This is a genomic window from Pseudoalteromonas sp. A757 (assembly GCF_004103285.1).
GTDB classification, from domain to species: domain Bacteria; phylum Pseudomonadota; class Gammaproteobacteria; order Enterobacterales; family Alteromonadaceae; genus Pseudoalteromonas; species Pseudoalteromonas galatheae.
Genome location: NZ_QNQN01000074.1, coordinates 1 through 19,960 on the forward strand (window position 1 = coordinate 1; position 19,960 = coordinate 19,960).

A 19,960-nucleotide genomic window follows, 5' to 3' on the forward strand; every position below is an offset into this window, starting at 1 on the left:
GCAGATATTAGCTGGTTTATGCGAGTGCTTAACGAAGACATCGCCCGCCGAGCAAATAAAGAAGATAATTGTACAGGTCGGTTTTGGGAAGGACGATTCAAATCCCAAGCACTATTGGATGAAGCTGCACTGGCTGCCTGCCTCGCTTACGTAGACCTAAACCCAATTCGAGCCAAAATTGCCGCAACGCCTGAAACCTCAGACTACACCAGCATCAAAAAACGCATCGACCACGCTAAGCTGGGCAAACAACCAAAAAGCCTATTACGCTTTGCTGGCAGCCCACGAAAACACATGCCTAAAGGCCTGCCTTTTGAGCTCAAGTCTTATATCGAATTGGTTGAACTCACAGGCCAATATATTCGCGCCGACAAACGAGGCTATATTTTTGAGTCACAACCCATACTCACTCGACTCAATATTGAGCCTGAGAACTGGATAAAACTTACTACGCAGTTTTCTCGGATATTCCACGGCGCGGTTGGCCGAGAGCGTAGGATAACCGCTTACTGCGAAACACTGCAAAAACGACGACGGACAAACCTAACAAACTGCGAGCGCTTGCTGGCTTAGCATAACTCACATTCTCAATTCTAGAATTTTCTTACTGTTGTATTAGCAGTGCTTTGTCGTGCGGCGATAACCCTGTTTTAATGTAGAGATATGCCTAGGCGATAAGAATTAACCTATCGATAAACGTTTTTGACCAAAATGACTGGAGTGTTTAGATACTCTTTTACTTCACTTCCTCAGCTTTGATGTTAATAGTAGTGGGTGTCATCAATGATTTCATATCGGCTTATGCTTTTCGGGTGTGATGGAGGGGGTAATACGTTGCTTGTAAGATCTTCTATAATTTTTATGATTAAACTGCTTGCAAGGATTACAGAACCTATCTGCATCGCCTCCTAATTAACAGTCTAAATAGTTTTGTGGGAGGCGGTTCACCCGCCGATAAGTTATGCTCTTCTGGTCTGGTTAAGGGGATTAGTTTTGACTGCGAGTTCTAGTTTTTCTCTCAAAGCAGCAAATTTTCCTGCAATCACCAAAAAACTTTTCAGCACAGTATGTCTCCCTCATCACACCACTACAACGAATCAAATACTGGCTCTATCGCATCTAGACTGAAGTTGTCCAGATCCAAGTGATGCTGTATTCCTAGCGGCAAAATCCACTGCGGATCGGTATGGCCAAAGTCAAGCCGAGTTATTACGGGTAAACTCTTACAGCCAAACTCATCACGTACAACCGATAAAATCACCTCATCAAGCGCAGCCATCTCGCGTTCGCTGTAATCCCGCGCACGGCCAACCATTAAGCCGGATACTTTTTCAAACACCCCCATCACCCCATAGTTACGTAACCAAAAGCGAATATAGTCTTGACTGGGTTTATCCTCAGAGGTTTCTAAAAATAGCAATTTGTCTTGCCAAAATGACGGCGATGGCCAGTATTCTGTGCCTTTTAGCATCTCCATCACTTCAAAACAGCCGCCAAATAGCTGCCCTTCCACTTGCCCTGTACCTTGCAGTACTTTAGGACCATCTGTTGCTATTGAGGGATGCAGCTTACCGACGTTTTCTGGTATTGCCCACTCCGGATATCCATGAGAATAGGCTTTGAATATTGGATAATGGACTTCACCTAGCAGCGCCTGCGCTAAATAGGCTTGATATTCAGCACTAGCGTTGTGGTACTGGGAGAAACCGGCCATGACCGATGGGCCGTTAAAGGTGACTAATCCCCATTGGTTCAGCAATGTAGTGAACGTGGAAAAGTCAGAATAGCCCATCATAAACTTAGGGTTATTCAAGATAACGGATTTATCCAAATAAGGCAGGATCCGCGCGGAATCTGAACCACCAATGGAAGAAATTATCCCGGCCATATTCGGGTCGGCAAAGGCATCATTAATATCTTTTGCACGTAATTGTGGCTGTGAAAAAAGCACGTCTGCGGCAGTTCGAGCCGACGGCATTTCAACAATATTAAAACCAAGCGAACGCAGGTTTGCTAACCCTTGCTCAAAAATATGGGGAAATGTGCCTGGGCCACCCCAGCTAGGTGATACAATCGCAAGGGTATCACCTCGGTTTAGTTTTTTAGGCTTGCGTAATTGCACCGTCTACCATTGTCTTAATGGAATATTCATCAGCAACTAGATATATCCCATTAAGACAGCAGAATCAAATGCTTATTCGAACCTTTCAACGCGAAATGGAGCTAAATCAACAGAGGTAGGTTTGCCTGTCATGAGTTCAGTAATAAGCGTGCCAGTAATGGCCGACATTAAAATCCCCGTCCTAAAGTGCCCACACGCATTAATGTAACCTTCCACTCCATCAACGGGGCCCAAAATTGGCAGCTCATCCGGTGTACCAGGTCTAAGTCCCGCCCAGCAACGTTTAATACTCGACTCTTTTAGCACCGGCAAACACTTCATAGCACCTTGTGACAACTCGGTGATTTTATCTAGACTATTGGTGGTGTCGAAGCCTTTTTCCTCCGTTGATGAGCCAATTAAAATCTCGCCGTTATCCTTTTGTGCAATGTAGCAATCACTGGTACTGATACAACCATTTAATACTTTAGGCATGCGCTCAGACAACACTATTTGACCTTTAACTGGGTAAACTGGCATGTGTTTACCTGTTGCCTGATGGTAAATGTCATCCGCCCAGGCGCCAGCGGCATTAATTAGAGTGTCGCAATGCAGACTTTGATCTTGCGTCCTCACGCCTATCACCTTATTGCCTTCACGCAGTACCTCTAGCACTTCGGTATTCAGAAATAACTCAACACCATTTTGGCGCGCGCCTTCGGTATACGCATCAACTAATCGGTATGGATTTACCTGATGGTCGCAAATAAAATCTATTGCACCAATCGCATCAGGAGTGATGTAAGGCTCCTCTGCACGTAATTGCTGTTGGTCTAGCCAACGGATCTGCGAAGACAAATTAGGGATCCCAGACACTATGCTATCTGCATATATTTCATCATCACGATTGTACATAATGAATTTGAGACCGGTACGTTCAAACTTAAAGTCGACATCGTGTTTGGTCAGCATTTCTTCATGCAGTGCTGGATATAACTCGTTTGACTTGAGCGCAAGTTCAAAAAAGCATTCTGGTAATTGATGCGGCCGCAATGTTTCCGCAGCTTCGGTATCTCCTTCACTTTGGAGCTTAGACAAGGTTTTGAAGAAGATCACACCACAGCCAAGTCCAACCGACTCACCAATTGCCCATAATCCACCCGCAGATGCACGAGACGCGTTACCCGGCTTTTTTAAATCCACTAACGCGATTTTTAGGTTGGTATCACGACTTAAAAAGTAAGCACAAGCAGCGCCTATTACACCGCCACCTGCGATAATGACATCATACTGCTTCATGGTTTTTCTCCAGTAAAGTAAATGGAATTGGGTCTAGTGGGAATCTTGGCCTTATCACACCGAGTGTATCTAAGTGCCCTGCAGCGTGCAGTCGGTCTAGTGCATAGCTAGAGCACATTTTTCCTTGGCAGTCTCCCATGCCAATACGGGTTCTCATTTTCACGCTAGACAAATCTTTCGCACCTTGTTGCAACGCTAAATCGAGTTGCTGGCGCTTTACTTGTTCGCAGCGACACACCACGGTATCTGCTTGTGTTAATGCAAGCAGCCCCTCTCGACGCGCCGAGAAGCGATCAAATCCAGCTCTAAATTTCTGTGCTTGCTTACGCTTAGTTTTGAGCTTGCGCATTCGCGTGTGGAAGTTCGACTCGCTTAAACAGGCTTGCTCATAGGCAAGCATGGTTGCGGCTATTTTTCCTTCAATGATAGCCGCTTCCGCACCTAACAAACCATTGGTATCACCACAAACAAAAATTGAATTTAAGCTACTGCGTAAATTGTCATCTAATAAAGGCACATAACCATTCGTGGTGGTGTACTGATGAGAAACCCCAAGTAGCATGGCAAGCTGTGTGCGGGCAACAAAACCATAGCCAACTCCCAAACTATCCACGGCTAAATGCTGTGCTTTTGACAAGTCCGCATGCCAGTGCTCATCGTAAGGCGCTACGGTAACACTGGAGAGTTTTTCTTGGCCTTCTGCTTTCACGATGCCATAGCCATACTTGAACGGAATATTATGCTTTTTGAGATACGCCAACATACTCAATCCCGAAAGCGTAAGCTTAGGTTTATTGAGCAGCGCCACGGTCTCTTTCGCCAGTTCACTAAAGCGACTCGCTTCATATACGCCAACCACTTGTGCCCCGGATTTATGCAACTGGCAAGCAACCAATGGCAATAATGGTCCAGTTCCGACTAAAGCCACTTTTTTCCCTGGTCGAACTAACCCACTTTTAAGCTGAAGTTGCATCCCGCCCATTAACATCACACCAGGCAACTGCCACCCTTCAAATGGCACACTGCGCTCATGACAACCAGTTGCCAAAACCAACCTAGTGTAATCTATTTGTGTTAGCTGATTTTGTGTTTGCAACAACAAACCACTTTCACCCTCAGGCCCAAGCACTTTGGTTTGTAGTTGTAGCGTTATATCTTGTTTATGATGTTCGTAGCGTACCTTTAGTGCAGCCATCGCTCGTTTAAGATTTTCATCTAAATGAGGAAGCTTACTCGCCTGTCTAAGTGGACCGCGATAGATAACTCCACCAATTTTTGGCGCTTCATCAACTAAGGTGCTAGTAATGCCATATTTAGCCAGCTCAGCTGCACAGCTGACGCCTGCAGGTCCTGCACCAACAATAACGATTTTTTCTTTTTGACAAGTAGACATCACTATACTCCAACCTGCTTGAAACGATTTTGTTTAGTTTCAACCTGCATATTGGGTTGTACTAAGGTTTGGCAAGCCTTTTGTTTATGTTGTTTGTTTATTGTTACCTGACAACAATGACAAACGCCCATACCACAATAAGCACCGGATACGGCCTCTCGATCGCTTTCCATGATTTGCTTATAGTTCGCCGCAAGCAAAACAGACAACACGGTTTCGCCATCGCATGCATTAACCGCAATGTCGTCGATTTGAATTTGAAACTGTAACCCCTCGGGGTCCGTAATATCTTGGGTTCTGGATAATTCAGACATGAAAAAATGCTCCTTCAATAAAGTCGCACAAAGCCTACTATCCAAATATTAAAAATAAACATTTTATTTACTTTATTCACTTTAATTTGATCCAAATTAACTTTTAAGCACTCTCGCGCTAATTCTGTTCAATTCGGTGCAAATGCTGCACTCACCTCCCTAAAGCAGTGCAATGTGAACGTATTTACATACCAATAAAAAATACATCCTATTGATATTAAATAATTTTAATTTTTGGCACAGTTTTTCCTTATCAACTAACACGACAAAAAAGGAGCGTAATTATGTACACTTTATATCAAACGATGTACTTACTTTGGCATTTGGATGTGAGTATCTGGCCTGTGCACGATACAGCAACAAACCCAATAGATGTTAAGGAGAAAGCACAATGACACTTAGCAAACTAGACACTGCCGTACACGCTGTAATGAACGATATGCTCACCCCATCACAAGCCGCAAAAGCCTATCATGTGCCGCAGCGATCACTATACGAAGCACTGAGACGCTCCAAAGAGAAACAGCAAACTCGATGGCAAAAATTAATGCATGAAAAGGCAAGGCTTGAGCAAAGTCTGGCTCGGATAAATAAGGAACTGCATGAACAATTTGTCTAATACCGCAATGCAGCTTCGCATTATTCAGGCACCTAGCTTGAAATACAATCGCTTAGATTGTCAGCTTTGGGTAAAACAACTTAGCGCGCTGACGCAAGCCTGTATTAACCTTGGCGCCTCTATCGGTTTTTTGCAATCATCCTCTAGCAGAGCAATACAGAATTACTGGTGGCAAGTTCTCGATGCTGTGATCAAGTCGCAAAAGACGCTTATTATCGCTGAACTTAATGGCGTAATGGCAGGTTGTGTGCAACTCTCTCCTGCAACAAAAGATAATGCTCAGCACCGAGCTGAAGTTGAAAAACTATTAGTGCATCCAAACAGCCGGCGAAAAGGTGTGGCAACAAAGTTGATGCAAGCCATAGAGCAAGAATCTACACGGCAGCAGATATCGTTACTCGTCCTTGATACACAATCGGATTCGGACGCAGAAATCCTATATCAGAGTCTAGGCTTTAAAGTCGCAGGGCAAATCCCTCATTTTGTCAGTGATGAGCGCGGCGACTTCCATGCCACCACATACTATTACAAACTGCTTGCACCGACCTTGCGCAATCGTATTGGGAACCTAGCTCAAGCGCATTATGTCAATGAATACTAGCAAATCAGTATAATCAAGCGATTCGCTAAGACTTTCGTTGCGCAATAAGACGTCAAATCTTTGTAACTGTTAAATGCCGCCGTCGACGCCGCATTGATCAAATGTTCCTGAGACATAAACAATTTTATTTTTCATAAATTGCTATTTCCCTCCAGCTAAATCAATAAAAGTCCCTGTAACAAAGCTTGCTTCGTTACTTAAAAGCCAAGCGATGGCATTAGCAACCTCAATTGCGGTTCCACCTCGCTTCAGCGGTAAAAAATCGGCTAGACGGTCAACTCGGTCTGGTTCGCCACCGTCACCGTGGATATCGGTATAAATACAGCCAGGTCTCACGCAGTTTACACGGATCTGCTCAGCGGCTAATTCCAGAGATAAGCCTTTAGTGAAGCTGTCTATTGCACCTTTTGCAGCGGCGTAGTCAACATATTCATTTGCCCCACCTAAATAAGAAGCTGCTGACGATACATTTACCATTGCACACTGTGCTGGATTAGCACTCAAACGCATGTGTTTAATTGCTTCGCGAGCACAAATAAAATACGGCGTAACATTATTAGTAAGCATATTGTTGATACGCGCTGCAGTCATGTGTTCAACTCGAGTCTGCGTGTTCAGCACCCCCGCGTTGTTGACCAGATGCGTAACTATGCCAATATCTGCCTTTATCTTGTCAAACATTGCCTCTACAGACTTTTCGTCTGTGACATCTGCTTGCAACAAATGCGCTTTACCATTATTACTTAGGATGGTATTGGCAACCGTTTCTGCGGCTTGCACATTCTGCTTGTAATTTATAACAACGGTAAACCCTTGTTGTCCCAGCAACTGAGCCGTTGCCGCACCAATCCCACGGCTCGCACCGGTGATAAGTACCACTTTTTGCATGTATTATTCCTTAAATTGGGCCAACAGTTACTGATAGTTCAACACTTCTACACCCATGTCTTCTTTGACGTGTTCTATCACCATATAGGTATGATTTGTACCAACTCCAGGTATTTCAACGATTTGACCTAATACCTCACGATATTGACGCATATCCTGGACTCGGATCTTAACTAAATAATCAAAGCCACCAGCTACCATATCACAAGAAACGACGTTGGGGATTTTTACAATATGCTGTTTAAACACCTCAAATACCGCTTCGGTCGAGCTTTTCAAGGTTATTTCAACATGCGCAACCAAATGCTGGCCAAGTTTTGCGGCATTTAATCTTGCCGTATACCCTTCAATATACCCTTCCGACTCGAGTTTTTTTACTCGGTCGAGGCAAGGACTCGGGCTCAAGTTTACCTCTTTCGCCAAGTTTACATTAGAGATCCGACCGTTGCGCTGGAGCGCGTCTAAGATTGCTAAATCGATGCGATCTAATACCCGAGTTTTAATGGAAGTCGTCATATCAGCATAAAATTTTGTGAGGGTTTGAGATTACCCGCAAATTTACCGTATTCCTTGAAAATAAAACAGCATATTCTGCTGTCTTTTCGATAGAATGCCCGCGAAATTAACGATAAAGGGCAAAGCGGTTTATCTCTGTATCTAACGCAGCTTTGTTCAAACACTTAGAACATGCATTCTGGCTAAAATTTGAACCCCCGAATGGGTGTGTTATGGTTAGCAATGTGACTGCATCATTTTGTCGTAATTGAGGCTTCCTATGCAAAAGAAACTACACTTTCAACCTTTGGTTGCTTAGTTTGGCATCAGTTCAGATGTAGTTTTGTAATCTACACATTAGATGTGTGATTCCATAGGCTGGCGCGAATTACATGTATTTTTGACTCCAATTTTTGAGGGTTGCTTATGCTTTTTAACGGCGATTTGACAACTAACTGTCCTATTCGACAAAAGATCCGTGATTTTTACCGCATTGATGAGAACGCGGTTATTGATCATATTTTACCTTTAGCTGAGGTAGGCGTTACAGCTCGAAGCCGAGCATGGGAACGTGCGCGTCAAATGGTATTGAACATTCGTAGAGATCAAGATGGTCAAAACGGTGTAGACGCGCTTTTAAATGAATTCTCTCTTTCTACCGAAGAAGGCGTGGTGCTGATGTGTTTAGCCGAAGCGCTACTTCGTGTACCAGACAAAGCAACGCAAGAAAGCCTGATCCGCGACAAACTCGCACAAGGCGACTGGAGTTCACACTTAGGTAGCAGCGACTCGTTATTTGTTAACGCTTCAAGCTGGGGCTTACTCGTTACCGGTAAAATGGTTAATTACTCAGACAAGAATAAAGAAGAACAATTTGGCGTGCTAAAGCGCACAATTGGTCGTCTTGGTGAGCCTGTTATCCGTAAATCCGTTAACTATGCAATGAAGATCATGGGTAAGCAGTTTGTAATGGGTGAAACCATTCAAGATGCTATCGACCGTGCCGCTGATAAAGAACAAAAAGGTTATGTATATTCGTACGACATGCTAGGTGAAGGCGCACGTACGATGAAGGATGCAGAGCGTTACTTCCAAAGCTATATGAACGCCATCCACGCAATTGGTAAAGCGGCAAAAGGCCGTGGCCCAATTAAGAGTCCTGGTATCTCAGTTAAACTTTCAGCTATTCATCCGCGCTATGAATTCACACACCGTGACCGCGTGATGGACGAGCTAGTACCAAAACTAAAAGAACTTGCTATTGTAGCTAAAGAATACGATATCGGTTTTACTGTTGATGCGGAAGAAGCAGACCGTTTAGATATCTCTTTAGATGTCATTGAAGCGGTATTCTCTGATGATGCACTTGGTGACTGGAATGGTTTTGGTCTTGCAGTACAAGCATATCAAAAGCGTGCTATTTTCGTTGTGGAATGGGTAGCAGAACTTGCTCGTCGCGTAGGCCGTAAATTGATGGTGCGTTTAGTTAAAGGTGCTTACTGGGATACGGAAATTAAAACCACACAACAAGATGGTCTGGAGCACTTCCCTGTATTCACCCGTAAAGCAACGACTGACGTTTCTTATAAGGCCTGTGCTATTAAGCTCCTTGAAGCACGCGATGTATTATTCCCGCAGTTTGCAACGCACAATGCTTACACCGCAGCAACTATCCTAGAGGTTGCTAAAGGCGATAATAAAGGGTTTGAATTCCAACGTTTACACGGAATGGGCGAATCACTTTACGATCAAATCGTTGAAAAAGAAGGTATTCAGTGTCGTGTGTATGCGCCTGTTGGTCAGCACGAAGATCTACTTGCTTATCTGGTACGCCGTCTACTTGAAAATGGTGCAAACTCATCATTCGTAAACGCGATTGTAGATACCACTAAGCCTGTTGAGTCACTACTTCCTGACCCTGTAGAAACACTGCAAGGCCTACGTAACCGTTACAATACGCAGATTAAACTACCTATAGAGCTTTATGGCGATGAGCGTCCAAACTCAAAAGGTAAAGATCTGACGGATATCAATGATTTAACACCATTCAAAGAGAACCTAGACAACTGGTTTAACGAACACCTAATCGATGAAAGCCAAGTACCAGAAGGTCACCTTGCAGTTCGTAACCCAGCGAACCACAAACAAGTGATTGGCTCTGTGCCTTTACACGATGAAGTACACATGCAAAATGTACTAATAAATGCTGACGCGGCTTTTGAGAGTTGGTCACAGACCACTGTCGAAGAGCGTGCAAACCTACTACGCCGTATTGCTGACATTCTTGAGCGTCACCATGACGAACTCGTTGCTATTTGTATTAAAGAAGCAGGTAAAGTAGCCCAAGACAGCATCGATGAAGTGCGCGAAGCCGTTGACTTCTGTCGCTACTATGCAGCTCGTGCAGAAGAGCTGTCTAAAGATGAACGCTTTGAAGCTCGTGGCGTGATCTTATGTATCAGCCCGTGGAACTTTCCTCTGGCGATCTTCTTAGGTCAGGTAGCTGCTGCTATCGTGACTGGTAACACCGTTATTGCAAAGCCTGCTGAACAAACCAGTATGATTGCACTGCGTTGTATCGAATTAATGCATACTGTTGGCTTACCTGAGCACGTAGTACAGCCTGTTATCGCACGCGGTAGCGAAGTGGGTAAACACATCGTGCCTGATGAGCGCATCCAAGCGGTTATGTTCACAGGTTCAACAGAGACCGGTACGCTTATCTCGCAAATTCTTGCTGAGCGTAATGACATTCAGGTTCCTCTGATTGCAGAAACTGGTGGTCAAAACTGTATGATCGTTGACTCAACAGCATTACCAGAGCAAGTGGTTGACGATGTTATTTCTTCAGGTTTTCAAAGTGCGGGTCAACGCTGTTCAGCACTTCGTGTGTTATTTGTACAAGAAGATGTCGCTGATGGCATTATCGAAATGCTAACAGGTGCACTAAAAGAGCTGCATGTGGGTGACCCTTCACAACTTTCAACTGATATTGGTCCTGTGATCGATGAAAAAGCGCTGACCACGCTGACTAAGCACGTTGATTACATGAAGTCGAACGGCAAGCTACTATTCGAAGCTAAGATCCCAGATAACAGCGAGAATGGCGCTTACTTCTTTGCCCCTCGCTTATATGAGATTTCTGATCTATCCGTGTTGAAGCGTGAAGTATTCGGTCCGGTAGTCCACGTTGTACGCTTTAAAGCAGATCAACTTGATAATGTTATCGACCAAATCAATGGTACAGGTTACGGTCTAACAATGGGTGTTCATTCACGTATCGAAGAGCGCTGCGAATACCTAGCTAAGATGTCTCGTGCGGGTAACGTATACGTGAACCGTAACATGATTGGTGCTATCGTTGGTGTACAGCCATTTGGTGGTCGTGGCTTATCTGGTACAGGTCCAAAAGCAGGTGGTCCAAACTATCTAGTTCGCCTTGTAAAAGAAAAAGCGTCACCAGACAACGTCCAAATGACAGATTTAACACCTGATGAGCTAGAAATTCACCACTTCCCAGGTGCAGTTGAGCAAGTTGAAAAACTGATGCAAAACTCAAAGCGTGATGAAAAGATCTGGCGTCGTACAGCTTTGAATGACCGAGTTTCAGCAGTGCGTCAGCTACTTGCTAAAATCGCAACTGTAGACATTATTGATGAGTTGGCAGATGATTTATCATTAACGCTTTCTGATGCACGTGCTCAGCTAAACCGCTTAGAAAAGCGTATGCGTACTTACACCACGCTACCGGGACCTACTGGTGAGTCAAACACGCTGCACTTAGAAGCGCGTGGTTGTGTTGTGGTATATGCCGATAAGAGTACTTCGTTCAACTTTTGGGCGATTTCAATTATCACAGCGCTTGCTGCAGGTAACACAGTGATCACGGTAGCCTCTGACCTATTCTATGAAGAAGCATTGGCATTTAGAGATAAGTTTATCTCTACAGGGGTTGCTGAAGGCGTATTCCAAGTAGCGAAGCAAAACCAACTGCAAGCTATTTTGGCACACCCTCATCTTGCAGGTGCTGTTGTGGCTGCACGCTCTTCACGCCTTGGTTACTTCTCACAACAACTTGCAGAGCGCAAAGGCGCTATCCTGCCAGTGATCAGTGCAGAGTACTACGATACGCTTATCAATCGTCTAGTAACAGAGAAAACCATTAGTATCGATACCACAGCTTCTGGTGGTAACACTTCACTGATGACACTTGTTGAAGACGAAGAGTAAGAAAATATAAGTCGCTATGCTAGACATAGCGATTTTATCGAACAAAGCCAGCGTACGCTGGCTTTAATTTTTTACGCAGCACTTGATGTCCTTAACCCCACGATGACATTAACAATGTCCATTAAATAAACATCTTCAACCAATGCAATCACATCATTCCATTTAGGATTGTATTCGTTATTCTCCCAGCGCCTTAATGTTCGCTCCTCTATACCGTAGCTTGCGGCTGATTCAGCTTGAGTAAAACCGCGACTTTTACGTGCAAATCTAAGTATGGCAGCACCAAGCGGCGCGCGTTCTGAAATTAAAGGTTGGCTCATTAACATCACACTCATTCCTTAAAAAATTGCGCAAATATATGACGTTTATAAAAATCACTTATTTACGCACTCACTGACTAAATGCATTCACTGCGTAATTTAATGAAGATAATAGATCTGTTTATTACGCATTACAACGAATAAATGGATCTTTTTTGCGTCAAAAATGATTTTACTTCGCAAAAAATAGCCCATATAATGACGCACACGTATCATTATTTAAGAGGCAACGCATGGAACAAAGTCTCATGAGCCTAGCGGAGCGCGTAGAATATGCGATCAAGCCGGACAGTATTAGAGCTTTTGCGTTAAAAATTGATGTATCTGAAGGGACGCTGCGCAGAATATTAAAAGGGGAAGACCCAAAACTCAGTGTGATTGAACGCATTGCCAAACAGGCCAATGTAGACTTAATGTGGCTCGTTACCGGGATCCCACTTGATTGCAAAACAGAGTCACCAATCATCCAGCAAAGTATTACCTTGGAAGACTTTAATGAGGACTTTGTTGTTGTGCCTGGCTATCATGTTTCTGTCAGCACAGGTTATGGCGCATTTAACCAAAGCGCCGAGGTTGCACGCTACCTTGCATTTAGAAAAAAGTGGATTGAATTTAAAAATTTAGATAAGTCACAGCTGGTCGTGGTGTTTGCCAAAGGCGACTCTATGGAACCCACTATTCACAATAACAATACAATTTTAGTGGACTTATCGGATAAAAAATTAAGCGAAGGCCTGATCTATGTTGTTCGCCTTGGCGAAGAGCTTTATGCCAAGCGCCTACAACAAAACTTTGATGGCTCAGTACGTTTGATTAGCGATAATAAAGAATACCGAGAACAAGTTGTGATGCCGAATGAATTGGAGCAGCTGGAAATTCTCGGTAAAGTGGTATGGATTGGTAAAGATCTAATTTAATAATACGATGCTAAATCTTGAATACTTATTCTCATTTTTAATCGCCAGCACGGTAATTGCCGTAGCACCGGGTCCATCCAATGCATTTTTAATGGCGCAGACCTTTACTAATGGCCGCGCAGCTGGAATGCAGAGCGCATTGGGCTTTGCACTCGGAGGGGTGATCCACACACTCTTTGCCGTTGTTGGCTTATCGGCACTCCTAAAAGCTTCAGAGACCGCCTATACCACAGTGCAATACCTCGGCGCAGCTTACCTAGCTTATCTAGGTGTAATGACTATCAAGGAGACGCTTGGGAAGGGGCAGATAGCTTGCGAGGAAAAACCACACGTGAGCACCAAAAAGCCTAAAAACGTAATGTTCCAAGCAATGATGACGGAAGTCTTAAACCCCAAAGTCGCCCTGTTCTTTATTGCATTTATTCCTCAGTTTGTCGATAGTAGCTTGGCGACCTCGACAACGATGCAACTGGCCATGTTTGGCTTACTTTATCCTATTTTAGCTTTCCCCATTGACTGCATGTACATCTATGGTGGTGATAAAATTGCAGGCTATTTTAGGCAACATCCCGCAGCGCCGGTGTGGATTGATCGTATTTCTGGCTTAATTTTTATCGCATTAGCGGTCAATTTATTACTCTAAGTAGTGACACAAAATAGGAGCAGTACACATGCAAAAACGCTCACAGCCACTGCCAGCTAAAAAGCATATTGCTTTGGTTGCACACGACGGTATGAAACCAGCCCTACTTGACTGGTGTCAGACCCACTTTGCTAGTCTTAAACAGCACAAACTTTACGCTACGGGCACAACGGGTAACCTAATAGAAAAGCATACTGGTTTAGAAGTAACAAAGCTATTTAGTGGCCCAATGGGTGGCGACCAGCAAATTGGTGCCAAAATCGCGGAGCAAGATGTTCATGTCTTGATTTTCTTTTGGGATCCGCTCGCGTCACAGCCTCATGATCCGGATGTAAAAGCACTGTTGAGACTCGCTGCTGTTTGGAATATTCCCGTTGCCTGTAATGAAGCAACAGCAGATTTACTGATGGCGTGCGATAAAATGAGCCAGCCAATCGCAAGACATCTACCTGATTATGAGCAGTACCTAGCTAGTCGCTTAGATTGATAATATAAAGAGGAAAGAAGCGGGTTATTACCGCTTCTTTTATCACGACTTCAATTACTTAAATAGTTTATCCGCCCATTTAGTCAAACCTGCGGTTACACTACCAAAATTATCCCCGTTCACCATTTCAATATCACCAATTTGCTGTGCAAGCGTTGCTTTGAGCAGTGGTGATTGCGCGCTACCGCCAGTAAGATAAATTACATCGGGCTTTGACCCCGCTTGATGTATGGCTTCTTTCGCAAGCATGCCCATCTGCTCTAAGTTCGACATGACTGATTCGGCAAAATCTTGCTGCGTAAATTCAGAGGTTAACTGTGGCTCAATAAAACCAAGATCGGCGTTAAACTTTGCTTGCTCAGAGAGTGCTATCTTGCCAAGTTCACCTTCACGAACCACCTGATGAGTAAGTTTGTTCTGTTGAATATGAAGTAAACGGGCCAGCTTTGTCGGCTCGGCGACATCTCGCAACATGCTTTGCAATTCTCGCGCTAGTTTATCGCTGTAGAAGTCTAGTTGAGACTGAATATCATTAATTTTACATGCCTGCCAATACAGTTGACTAGGCATCGGCAAACCTGAACTCATGTTAGAGCCTAGACCGCATAACGGCATTAATTGGTGATAAGCAAGCGCAATATCTAAGTCGTTACCGCCGATACGTTTACCCGTATGCGCTAAAAAGTCTTGCTGGCGCTGTGTATTATTGCGATAGCTTGGCCCCATTCGGACAAACGAGCAATCGCTAGTACCACCGCCGATATCAACCACCAGCACAAGTTTATCTTGCTGAAGACGACTTTCGTACTCAATTCCCGCAGCTAGCGGTTCGAAGAGAAAATCCACTTCCTTAAACCCAGCTCTTTTTGCGGCGGTGGTAAGAATATTAACCGCTTGTTGGTTGCTTTCCTCTCCACCAACAGATTGAAAATTAACAGGTCGACCAATCACAGTGTCGGTAATGGACTGTTGCAGCTGCGACTCGGCACGGCGCTTAATCTCCATCATCATCGCCGCAGCAATATCTTCAAAGAAGGCGATTTGTTGAGGTTTAAGCCCAACCGCCCCAAAGAAGGACTTGGGTGATTTAACAAAAAAGCCTTCTTCAGGAAATTCTATATACTCAGAAATTGCCGCTTGACCAAAAAAAACGCCCGCTTCATGCGCTTCTAAATCGAGATCACGTTTGGCTTGCTGTGCTACCGTTAACAGCCCCTGTCGAGACTGCGTGTAGGCTGGATCTGGTTCATTGAGATGGCGGTTAACAAATGCAGGAATTAACGCATTGTGCATGGCATACATAGTCGAAGGCAGGTAATATTTATCTTGCTCGAGACGTAGTAAGTCCACTTCATCATTTTGCATAACGCCTATCGCACAATTAGAACTTCCGTAATCAAACCCGACTTTCATTCTCTACCTCAAACTGCTGAAAAGTCGCGAAGTGTATCATGGTTGTCGTTATTGTCAGATGAATTTATCTAGGTTCCAACACCCTTAACTGGCTTGTGGTAAAAAGCATAGCGCAAACTATCTGACTGCTTGGCTTGATACATAGCGGAGTCCGCCTGTCTGATCCCTGTCTCGATATCGAGGTTGTCAAACAGGCTAACGCCGATGCTAACCCGGCAATTTAGTTTATCGCTTTCAAAGAGGTACGGTTTATCTACCTTATTGATGATTTGCTGGCAGATCCCAACAACATGAGATTTAGCTTTAGAGTACTTCGGGGATAAATGAGTAATTAAAATAACAAACTCATCACCTCCCCAACGGATCACCACATCCCCCTGACGTACGCTAGCGCACAAACGTTGAGCAACCGTCTTGAGTAATTGATCCCCTACATGGTGACCATGTAAGTCATTTGCTTTTTTAAAATCATCAAGGTCTAAAAACAAGATTGCGCAATAACAACCAAGCTGTTGTCCTGCATGAAGTTGCTCCACCAGCCCATGCTGAAGAATATGGCGATTCGGTAACTCGGTTAACTGATCATGATACGCCAGTTTCTCGGCTTCAAGATACTCAAGCTTACGCTCATTGATATCCCGAGATAACACGATAAAACGCATTTCTGCATGATTGTCGCTTGAGGTCGCAACTTTACGAGCGATAGAGACTTCAAACCAACGCTCACCAACAGGTGTGGGCAAGTGAATATGGCTTCCATGTGAGTAGCCGTTAACTTTTGCTTCTCGCAATGCCAACATTACTACTTTAGCGGCATGCTCTGGCATCACCTCAGTCACCGTATGACCAATCAGCTGTTCTGCCGGAGCAACCAATAGCTCAGGGCGGAGTATTCTGGCATCCCAGTGTCTCCCCTCTTCATCCAGTTCAAACATTAAGTCCGGCATTGCGCTTAATGTCGACGCCAATTCCTCATAGCTCGGTTGTACCGAAGCTCGGGTACGAGCCATACGACGATCCTTGACCATGAGGCGCTGCAACATCCTGTTCCATAATTCTATAAACTTGAACTTTGCAATTTGAAACATGCCTATGAACACAGCTCATCTGCGGCTATCGTTATAAAATAATATACCAATTTTTTGAATTATGACTAGGACCTGCCGCACTTTACTGTTTAATTTTTGTTCTCAGAAATAAATTTTGACCGCGACACTCGACTGGCCTCTTGGAAATCTAAGTAAAAGTTGAGCAACAATGAACAAATCACATTTAGGTGAACTCGAACGACAGCACGAATTTGCAGAGGAAAAGCAATTGACGAACGCATAATAATTCCTATAATCGACACGGCAGCGCTTTCCATGATGGAAGGTCACAAGATATATAAGGATGACTATGTCTTTTTTCAAAAAAGCCCTTGGCGCAGTCGGTATCGGTGCAGCAAAAGTAGATACCATCTTAGAAACCCATCACGCCTCTCCTGGCGAAGAAATTTCTGGAACGGTTAAAATCATCGGTGGCAAAGTTGCTCAAGAGATCAACAAAATAGATCTCAACGTAATGTGCAACTACACGGTTGAAAGAGAAGACAGTGAAGGTGAAACAACGACCATCACTAAAAACCACACCCTTGCTAAATTTCAAATCAACGAACGATTTACTATCGAACCTGGTGATGAAAAGCACATTCCATTCGCGCTTGACCTCGCTGAAGAAACCCCGCTTACTGTAGGACAATCCAAAACTTGGATTGCTACCAACCTTGATATTGATATGGCGCTCGATAAGTCAGATAGGGACTATTTACATATCGTACCTACCGAGCTACAACAAGCGGCTATCGATGCGATGGAAGCGCTTGGCTTTAAACTCTATGAATCAGACTGTGAAGGTATTGATGAAGTATCATTCTCACGCCTCCCATTCGTACAAGAGTTAGAGTTTAAAACAATCACAGGTGACTTCCATGGTCGCTTTGATGAAGTAGAAGTGGTTTTCTTTAATCGTGGTGAGCAACTAGAAATCATCTTTGAGATTGACCGTAAAGCGCGAGGTTTTAAAGGCTTCTTTGCAGAGGCGCTAGACCTTGATGAATCAAAAGCCAGACTGCTGATAGATGAATCCGATTTAGAAGACCTAGAAGATGCTATCTATGACATTCTAGAGGCGAATTGCTAGGATACTTCAATAGTATTATGCTTTAGTGCTCGTTGCATTCATACGAATGCAACTTCTATATGAACAAACTCTCTATACTGACTTATGACAAATTTAAGCCATCGAAAAATGCGTACTACAGCGCTTTATAGTTGACTTAAGCTCAATAAGGCAGCACATTAAAACGAATGGTCAAGGTAGATTAGGTGACAATGAATGTCCAACTTTAGAATTTGGAAACTGGTTAGCCTACTGTGTGTTTTGAGCCTAATGCTGGGCTGTGAATCTAAAGAAGAGCGTATCCAGCAAACCATTACACATACACTTCAAGAAGCTTCAACAGCGATAAATACGCTGGGAACCGCCCTTGATAAAAAGCAGGTGAGAAATGCCAACCTTTTGACTGAGTATGGTAAAGTACTTAGTCAGCAAAAACCTCAGCTCAGCGAAATTGCGCAAATTATTTCCCAAGACGCAACAAGCAGTGGCACCTTATATCAGAGTTTATTAACTCGTTATCAGTCCCTCAAGTCCCCCGATCCTAGCATGAACAGCGATGACATTATCAACCAAGCAGTGTTGTTAAAAGAAGCAGCTTCCATCAGTTTATTCAACGATGCGCTCACAGATCCAATCAATGTTTTAGCCGATATGTCAGATGGCAAGCTAGCGCGAGTCGGCGCGATCAGTCAGCAAGCAGAACAAACGGCAAATGGCCAGACCGGTATCGGTAACCAGCTTGTTGGCAATGCCAACTATGGCGAATGGCAGACCAACTCAAACGGCACTAGCTTTTGGATGTGGTACGGCATGTATCGCATGCTTGGAGATATAGTGGGTGATGTGGAGTATGGCCGCTGGAGTAAACACCGCAAATACAGTTACTACAGTGACTATGGTCGCCATAGGTATACTAGCTATAAAGGTTACAAACGCCAAACAGAGCTCGCCAAGCGTACAAAACAATCGTATCAACGCCAGGGTAAACAATTTACCAGTCCCTATGCCAAGAAAAGATCTGGCGCGTCAGGGTTAAGCCGAAGTAGTAATACCCCATCAGCAGTAACTCGAAGCAGCTACTCTCGAACCTCAAGCTACGGCTCAGTTCGCAATAGCTCAAGTAGAACCTCCCGTGGCGTAAGCCGGGGCAAATAGCGCATATATAGCGGAGTTAACACATGTACCAATTTAACGGATTAACAGCTTGGACTTTTCAAGCATTGCTAATAGATATGGCGGTGATCGTCGCGTTGTTTGTTAGCTTAAAATACATCAAAGGTTGGGTATCTAACCTTCATGCAAACGACGAAATCACTGAAAGAGACAACTTTGCATTTGGCCTCAGTTTTGCTGGTGGTTTAGCAGGCTTAGCCATTGTGATTTCGGGCATTTCAAGTGGTGCTTTTGCCAGCTCTTTAGCTCAAGAAGCGCTACAAATGGCGGGCTATGGTATCGTTGGTATCGTCCTTATCAAGCTCGGCCATTTTTTCCAAGACAAAGTCGCGCTACGCAAGGTGGACCTTCATGACGAAATCGTTAAAGGTAATGTCACCTCAGCACTGATTGATTTTGGCCATGTGGTGAGTGTTGCCATTGTGATCCGCTCAGCTTTGCTTTGGGTACTCACAGAGGGCTGGTATGGTTTACCTATTGTGGTTGCAGCCTTCATTATTGGTAATATTTGTATGCTGCTTGTGAGCCAATACCGAGTACAACTATTTAAGCGCACCAACAAAAGTGGCGACTGTTTACAGCAAGCAATCAAAGACAACAATGTTGCGGTCGGGATCCGCTACGCGGGCTTTTTAATCGGCTCAGCACTTGCACTGACTGCAGCGTCCGGTTTAGCGCCTTATGTGGCAGACAACATTAACTCAAGTCTACTGTATTGGAGTATTGCTGCACTGGGTAGTATTGTGCTATTCATCGTCTTACACCTAGCCATGATAAAAATTATTCTGGCGGGTAAAGATATTTCCGATGAAGTGAACAGACAAAAGAATATTGGTGTTGCTGCCATCTCAGCCGCGCTTTCTTTTGCCATTGGTACGACTATGGCAAGTTTGTTAGGTGCATAACC

At 44.1% G+C, this 19,960-nt stretch carries 18 protein-coding genes and 1 pseudogene; 10 read left to right on the forward strand and 9 right to left on the reverse strand.

Going from position 1 to position 19,960, the window contains the following annotated elements:
• A pseudogene (locus DRB05_RS19520) lies at positions 1–573 on the forward strand (transposase); the annotation flags it as partial.
• A gap of 514 nt (positions 574–1,087) precedes the next feature.
• Here DRB05_RS19520 and DRB05_RS19525 read toward each other — a convergent pair.
• The 4 genes from DRB05_RS19525 to DRB05_RS19540 form a co-directional block, all read right to left on the reverse strand.
• Entirely contained in the window at positions 1,088–2,122 is a 1,035-nt protein-coding gene (locus DRB05_RS19525; RefSeq protein WP_128728412.1) for a S66 peptidase family protein, read from the reverse strand.
• 72 nt (positions 2,123–2,194) lie between these two features.
• Positions 2,195–3,400: an FAD-dependent oxidoreductase gene (locus DRB05_RS19530; RefSeq protein ID WP_128728413.1), complete on the reverse strand. Its 1,206-nt coding sequence runs from the start codon at positions 3,398–3,400 to the stop codon at positions 2,195–2,197.
• On the reverse strand, positions 3,387–4,793 hold the full coding sequence (locus DRB05_RS19535; protein ID WP_128728414.1) for an FAD/NAD(P)-binding oxidoreductase: 1,407 nt from the start codon (positions 4,791–4,793) through the stop codon (positions 3,387–3,389). The genes DRB05_RS19530 and DRB05_RS19535 overlap by 14 nt, the downstream gene beginning before the upstream one ends.
• Positions 4,794–4,795: 2 nt before the next feature.
• Positions 4,796–5,107 carry a 2Fe-2S iron-sulfur cluster-binding protein gene (locus tag DRB05_RS19540; protein ID WP_010371949.1) on the reverse strand — a complete coding sequence of 104 codons (312 nt, stop codon included), beginning with the start codon at positions 5,105–5,107 and terminating at the stop codon, positions 4,796–4,798.
• A gap of 391 nt (positions 5,108–5,498) precedes the next feature.
• Between DRB05_RS19540 and DRB05_RS19545 the strand changes: the two genes are divergently transcribed.
• Both DRB05_RS19545 and DRB05_RS19550 read left to right on the forward strand, forming a co-directional pair.
• On the forward strand, positions 5,499–5,726 hold the full coding sequence (locus DRB05_RS19545; RefSeq protein ID WP_128728415.1) for a helix-turn-helix domain-containing protein: 228 nt from the start codon (positions 5,499–5,501) through the stop codon (positions 5,724–5,726).
• The gene (locus tag DRB05_RS19550) at positions 5,710–6,327 is read left to right on the forward strand and encodes a GNAT family N-acetyltransferase (protein ID WP_128728416.1); all 618 of its coding nucleotides are present in this window, start codon (positions 5,710–5,712) and stop codon (positions 6,325–6,327) included. Before DRB05_RS19545 ends, DRB05_RS19550 begins: the two co-directional genes overlap by 17 nt.
• Before the next feature lie 141 nt (positions 6,328–6,468).
• Here DRB05_RS19550 and DRB05_RS19560 read toward each other — a convergent pair whose 3' ends face one another.
• Both DRB05_RS19560 and DRB05_RS19565 read right to left on the reverse strand, forming a co-directional pair.
• On the reverse strand, positions 6,469–7,215 hold the full coding sequence (locus DRB05_RS19560) for an SDR family oxidoreductase (protein WP_128728417.1): 747 nt from the start codon (positions 7,213–7,215) through the stop codon (positions 6,469–6,471).
• 27 nt (positions 7,216–7,242) lie between these two features.
• Positions 7,243–7,731, reverse strand: a complete 489-nt coding sequence (locus DRB05_RS19565) for a winged helix-turn-helix transcriptional regulator (RefSeq protein ID WP_010371968.1) — start codon at positions 7,729–7,731, stop codon at positions 7,243–7,245.
• A 405-nt stretch (positions 7,732–8,136) separates the two neighbouring features.
• Here DRB05_RS19565 and putA point away from each other — a divergent pair, with 405 nt between their 5' ends.
• Entirely contained in the window at positions 8,137–11,940 is a 3,804-nt protein-coding gene (gene putA, locus DRB05_RS19570; RefSeq protein WP_128728418.1) for a bifunctional proline dehydrogenase/L-glutamate gamma-semialdehyde dehydrogenase PutA, read from the forward strand.
• Positions 11,941–12,011: 71 nt separating this feature from the next.
• Here putA and DRB05_RS19575 read toward each other — a convergent pair whose 3' ends face one another.
• Positions 12,012–12,266 carry a helix-turn-helix transcriptional regulator gene (locus tag DRB05_RS19575; protein ID WP_010371972.1) on the reverse strand — a complete coding sequence of 85 codons (255 nt, stop codon included), beginning with the start codon at positions 12,264–12,266 and terminating at the stop codon, positions 12,012–12,014.
• A gap of 227 nt (positions 12,267–12,493) precedes the next feature.
• Between DRB05_RS19575 and DRB05_RS19580 the strand changes: the two genes are divergently transcribed.
• The 3 genes from DRB05_RS19580 to DRB05_RS19590 are packed head-to-tail and all read left to right on the forward strand — an operon-like array spanning position 12,494 to position 14,307.
• Complete coding sequence (locus tag DRB05_RS19580; protein WP_010371973.1) at positions 12,494–13,177, forward strand: S24 family peptidase; 684 nt, start codon at positions 12,494–12,496, stop codon at positions 13,175–13,177.
• A 7-nt stretch (positions 13,178–13,184) separates the two neighbouring features.
• A complete protein-coding gene (locus DRB05_RS19585) occupies positions 13,185–13,820 on the forward strand; it encodes a LysE family translocator (protein WP_088529978.1) in 636 nt (211 codons plus the stop codon).
• A 28-nt stretch (positions 13,821–13,848) separates the two neighbouring features.
• Complete coding sequence (locus DRB05_RS19590) at positions 13,849–14,307, forward strand: methylglyoxal synthase (RefSeq protein ID WP_128728419.1); 459 nt, start codon at positions 13,849–13,851, stop codon at positions 14,305–14,307.
• 54 nt (positions 14,308–14,361) lie between these two features.
• Here DRB05_RS19590 and yegD read toward each other — a convergent pair whose 3' ends face one another.
• Positions 14,362–15,720 carry a molecular chaperone gene (gene yegD, locus DRB05_RS19595; protein ID WP_128728420.1) on the reverse strand — a complete coding sequence of 453 codons (1,359 nt, stop codon included), beginning with the start codon at positions 15,718–15,720 and terminating at the stop codon, positions 14,362–14,364.
• 68 nt (positions 15,721–15,788) lie between these two features.
• Complete coding sequence (locus DRB05_RS19600) at positions 15,789–16,730, reverse strand: sensor domain-containing diguanylate cyclase (protein ID WP_240036278.1); 942 nt, start codon at positions 16,728–16,730, stop codon at positions 15,789–15,791.
• Positions 16,731–17,118: 388 nt separating this feature from the next.
• Between DRB05_RS19600 and DRB05_RS19610 the strand changes: the two genes are divergently transcribed.
• The 3 genes from DRB05_RS19610 to DRB05_RS19620 all read left to right on the forward strand — a co-directional run bounded on the left by DRB05_RS19610 (position 17,119) and on the right by DRB05_RS19620 (position 19,958).
• Entirely contained in the window at positions 17,119–17,901 is a 783-nt protein-coding gene (locus tag DRB05_RS19610) for a sporulation protein (protein ID WP_128728423.1), read from the forward strand.
• A 195-nt stretch (positions 17,902–18,096) separates the two neighbouring features.
• A complete protein-coding gene (locus DRB05_RS19615; protein WP_128728424.1) occupies positions 18,097–19,035 on the forward strand; it encodes a CHAD domain-containing protein in 939 nt (312 codons plus the stop codon).
• Between the two features lie 23 nt (positions 19,036–19,058).
• Complete coding sequence (locus DRB05_RS19620) at positions 19,059–19,958, forward strand: DUF350 domain-containing protein (RefSeq protein WP_128728425.1); 900 nt, start codon at positions 19,059–19,061, stop codon at positions 19,956–19,958.
• Positions 19,959–19,960: the final 2 nt, after the last annotated feature.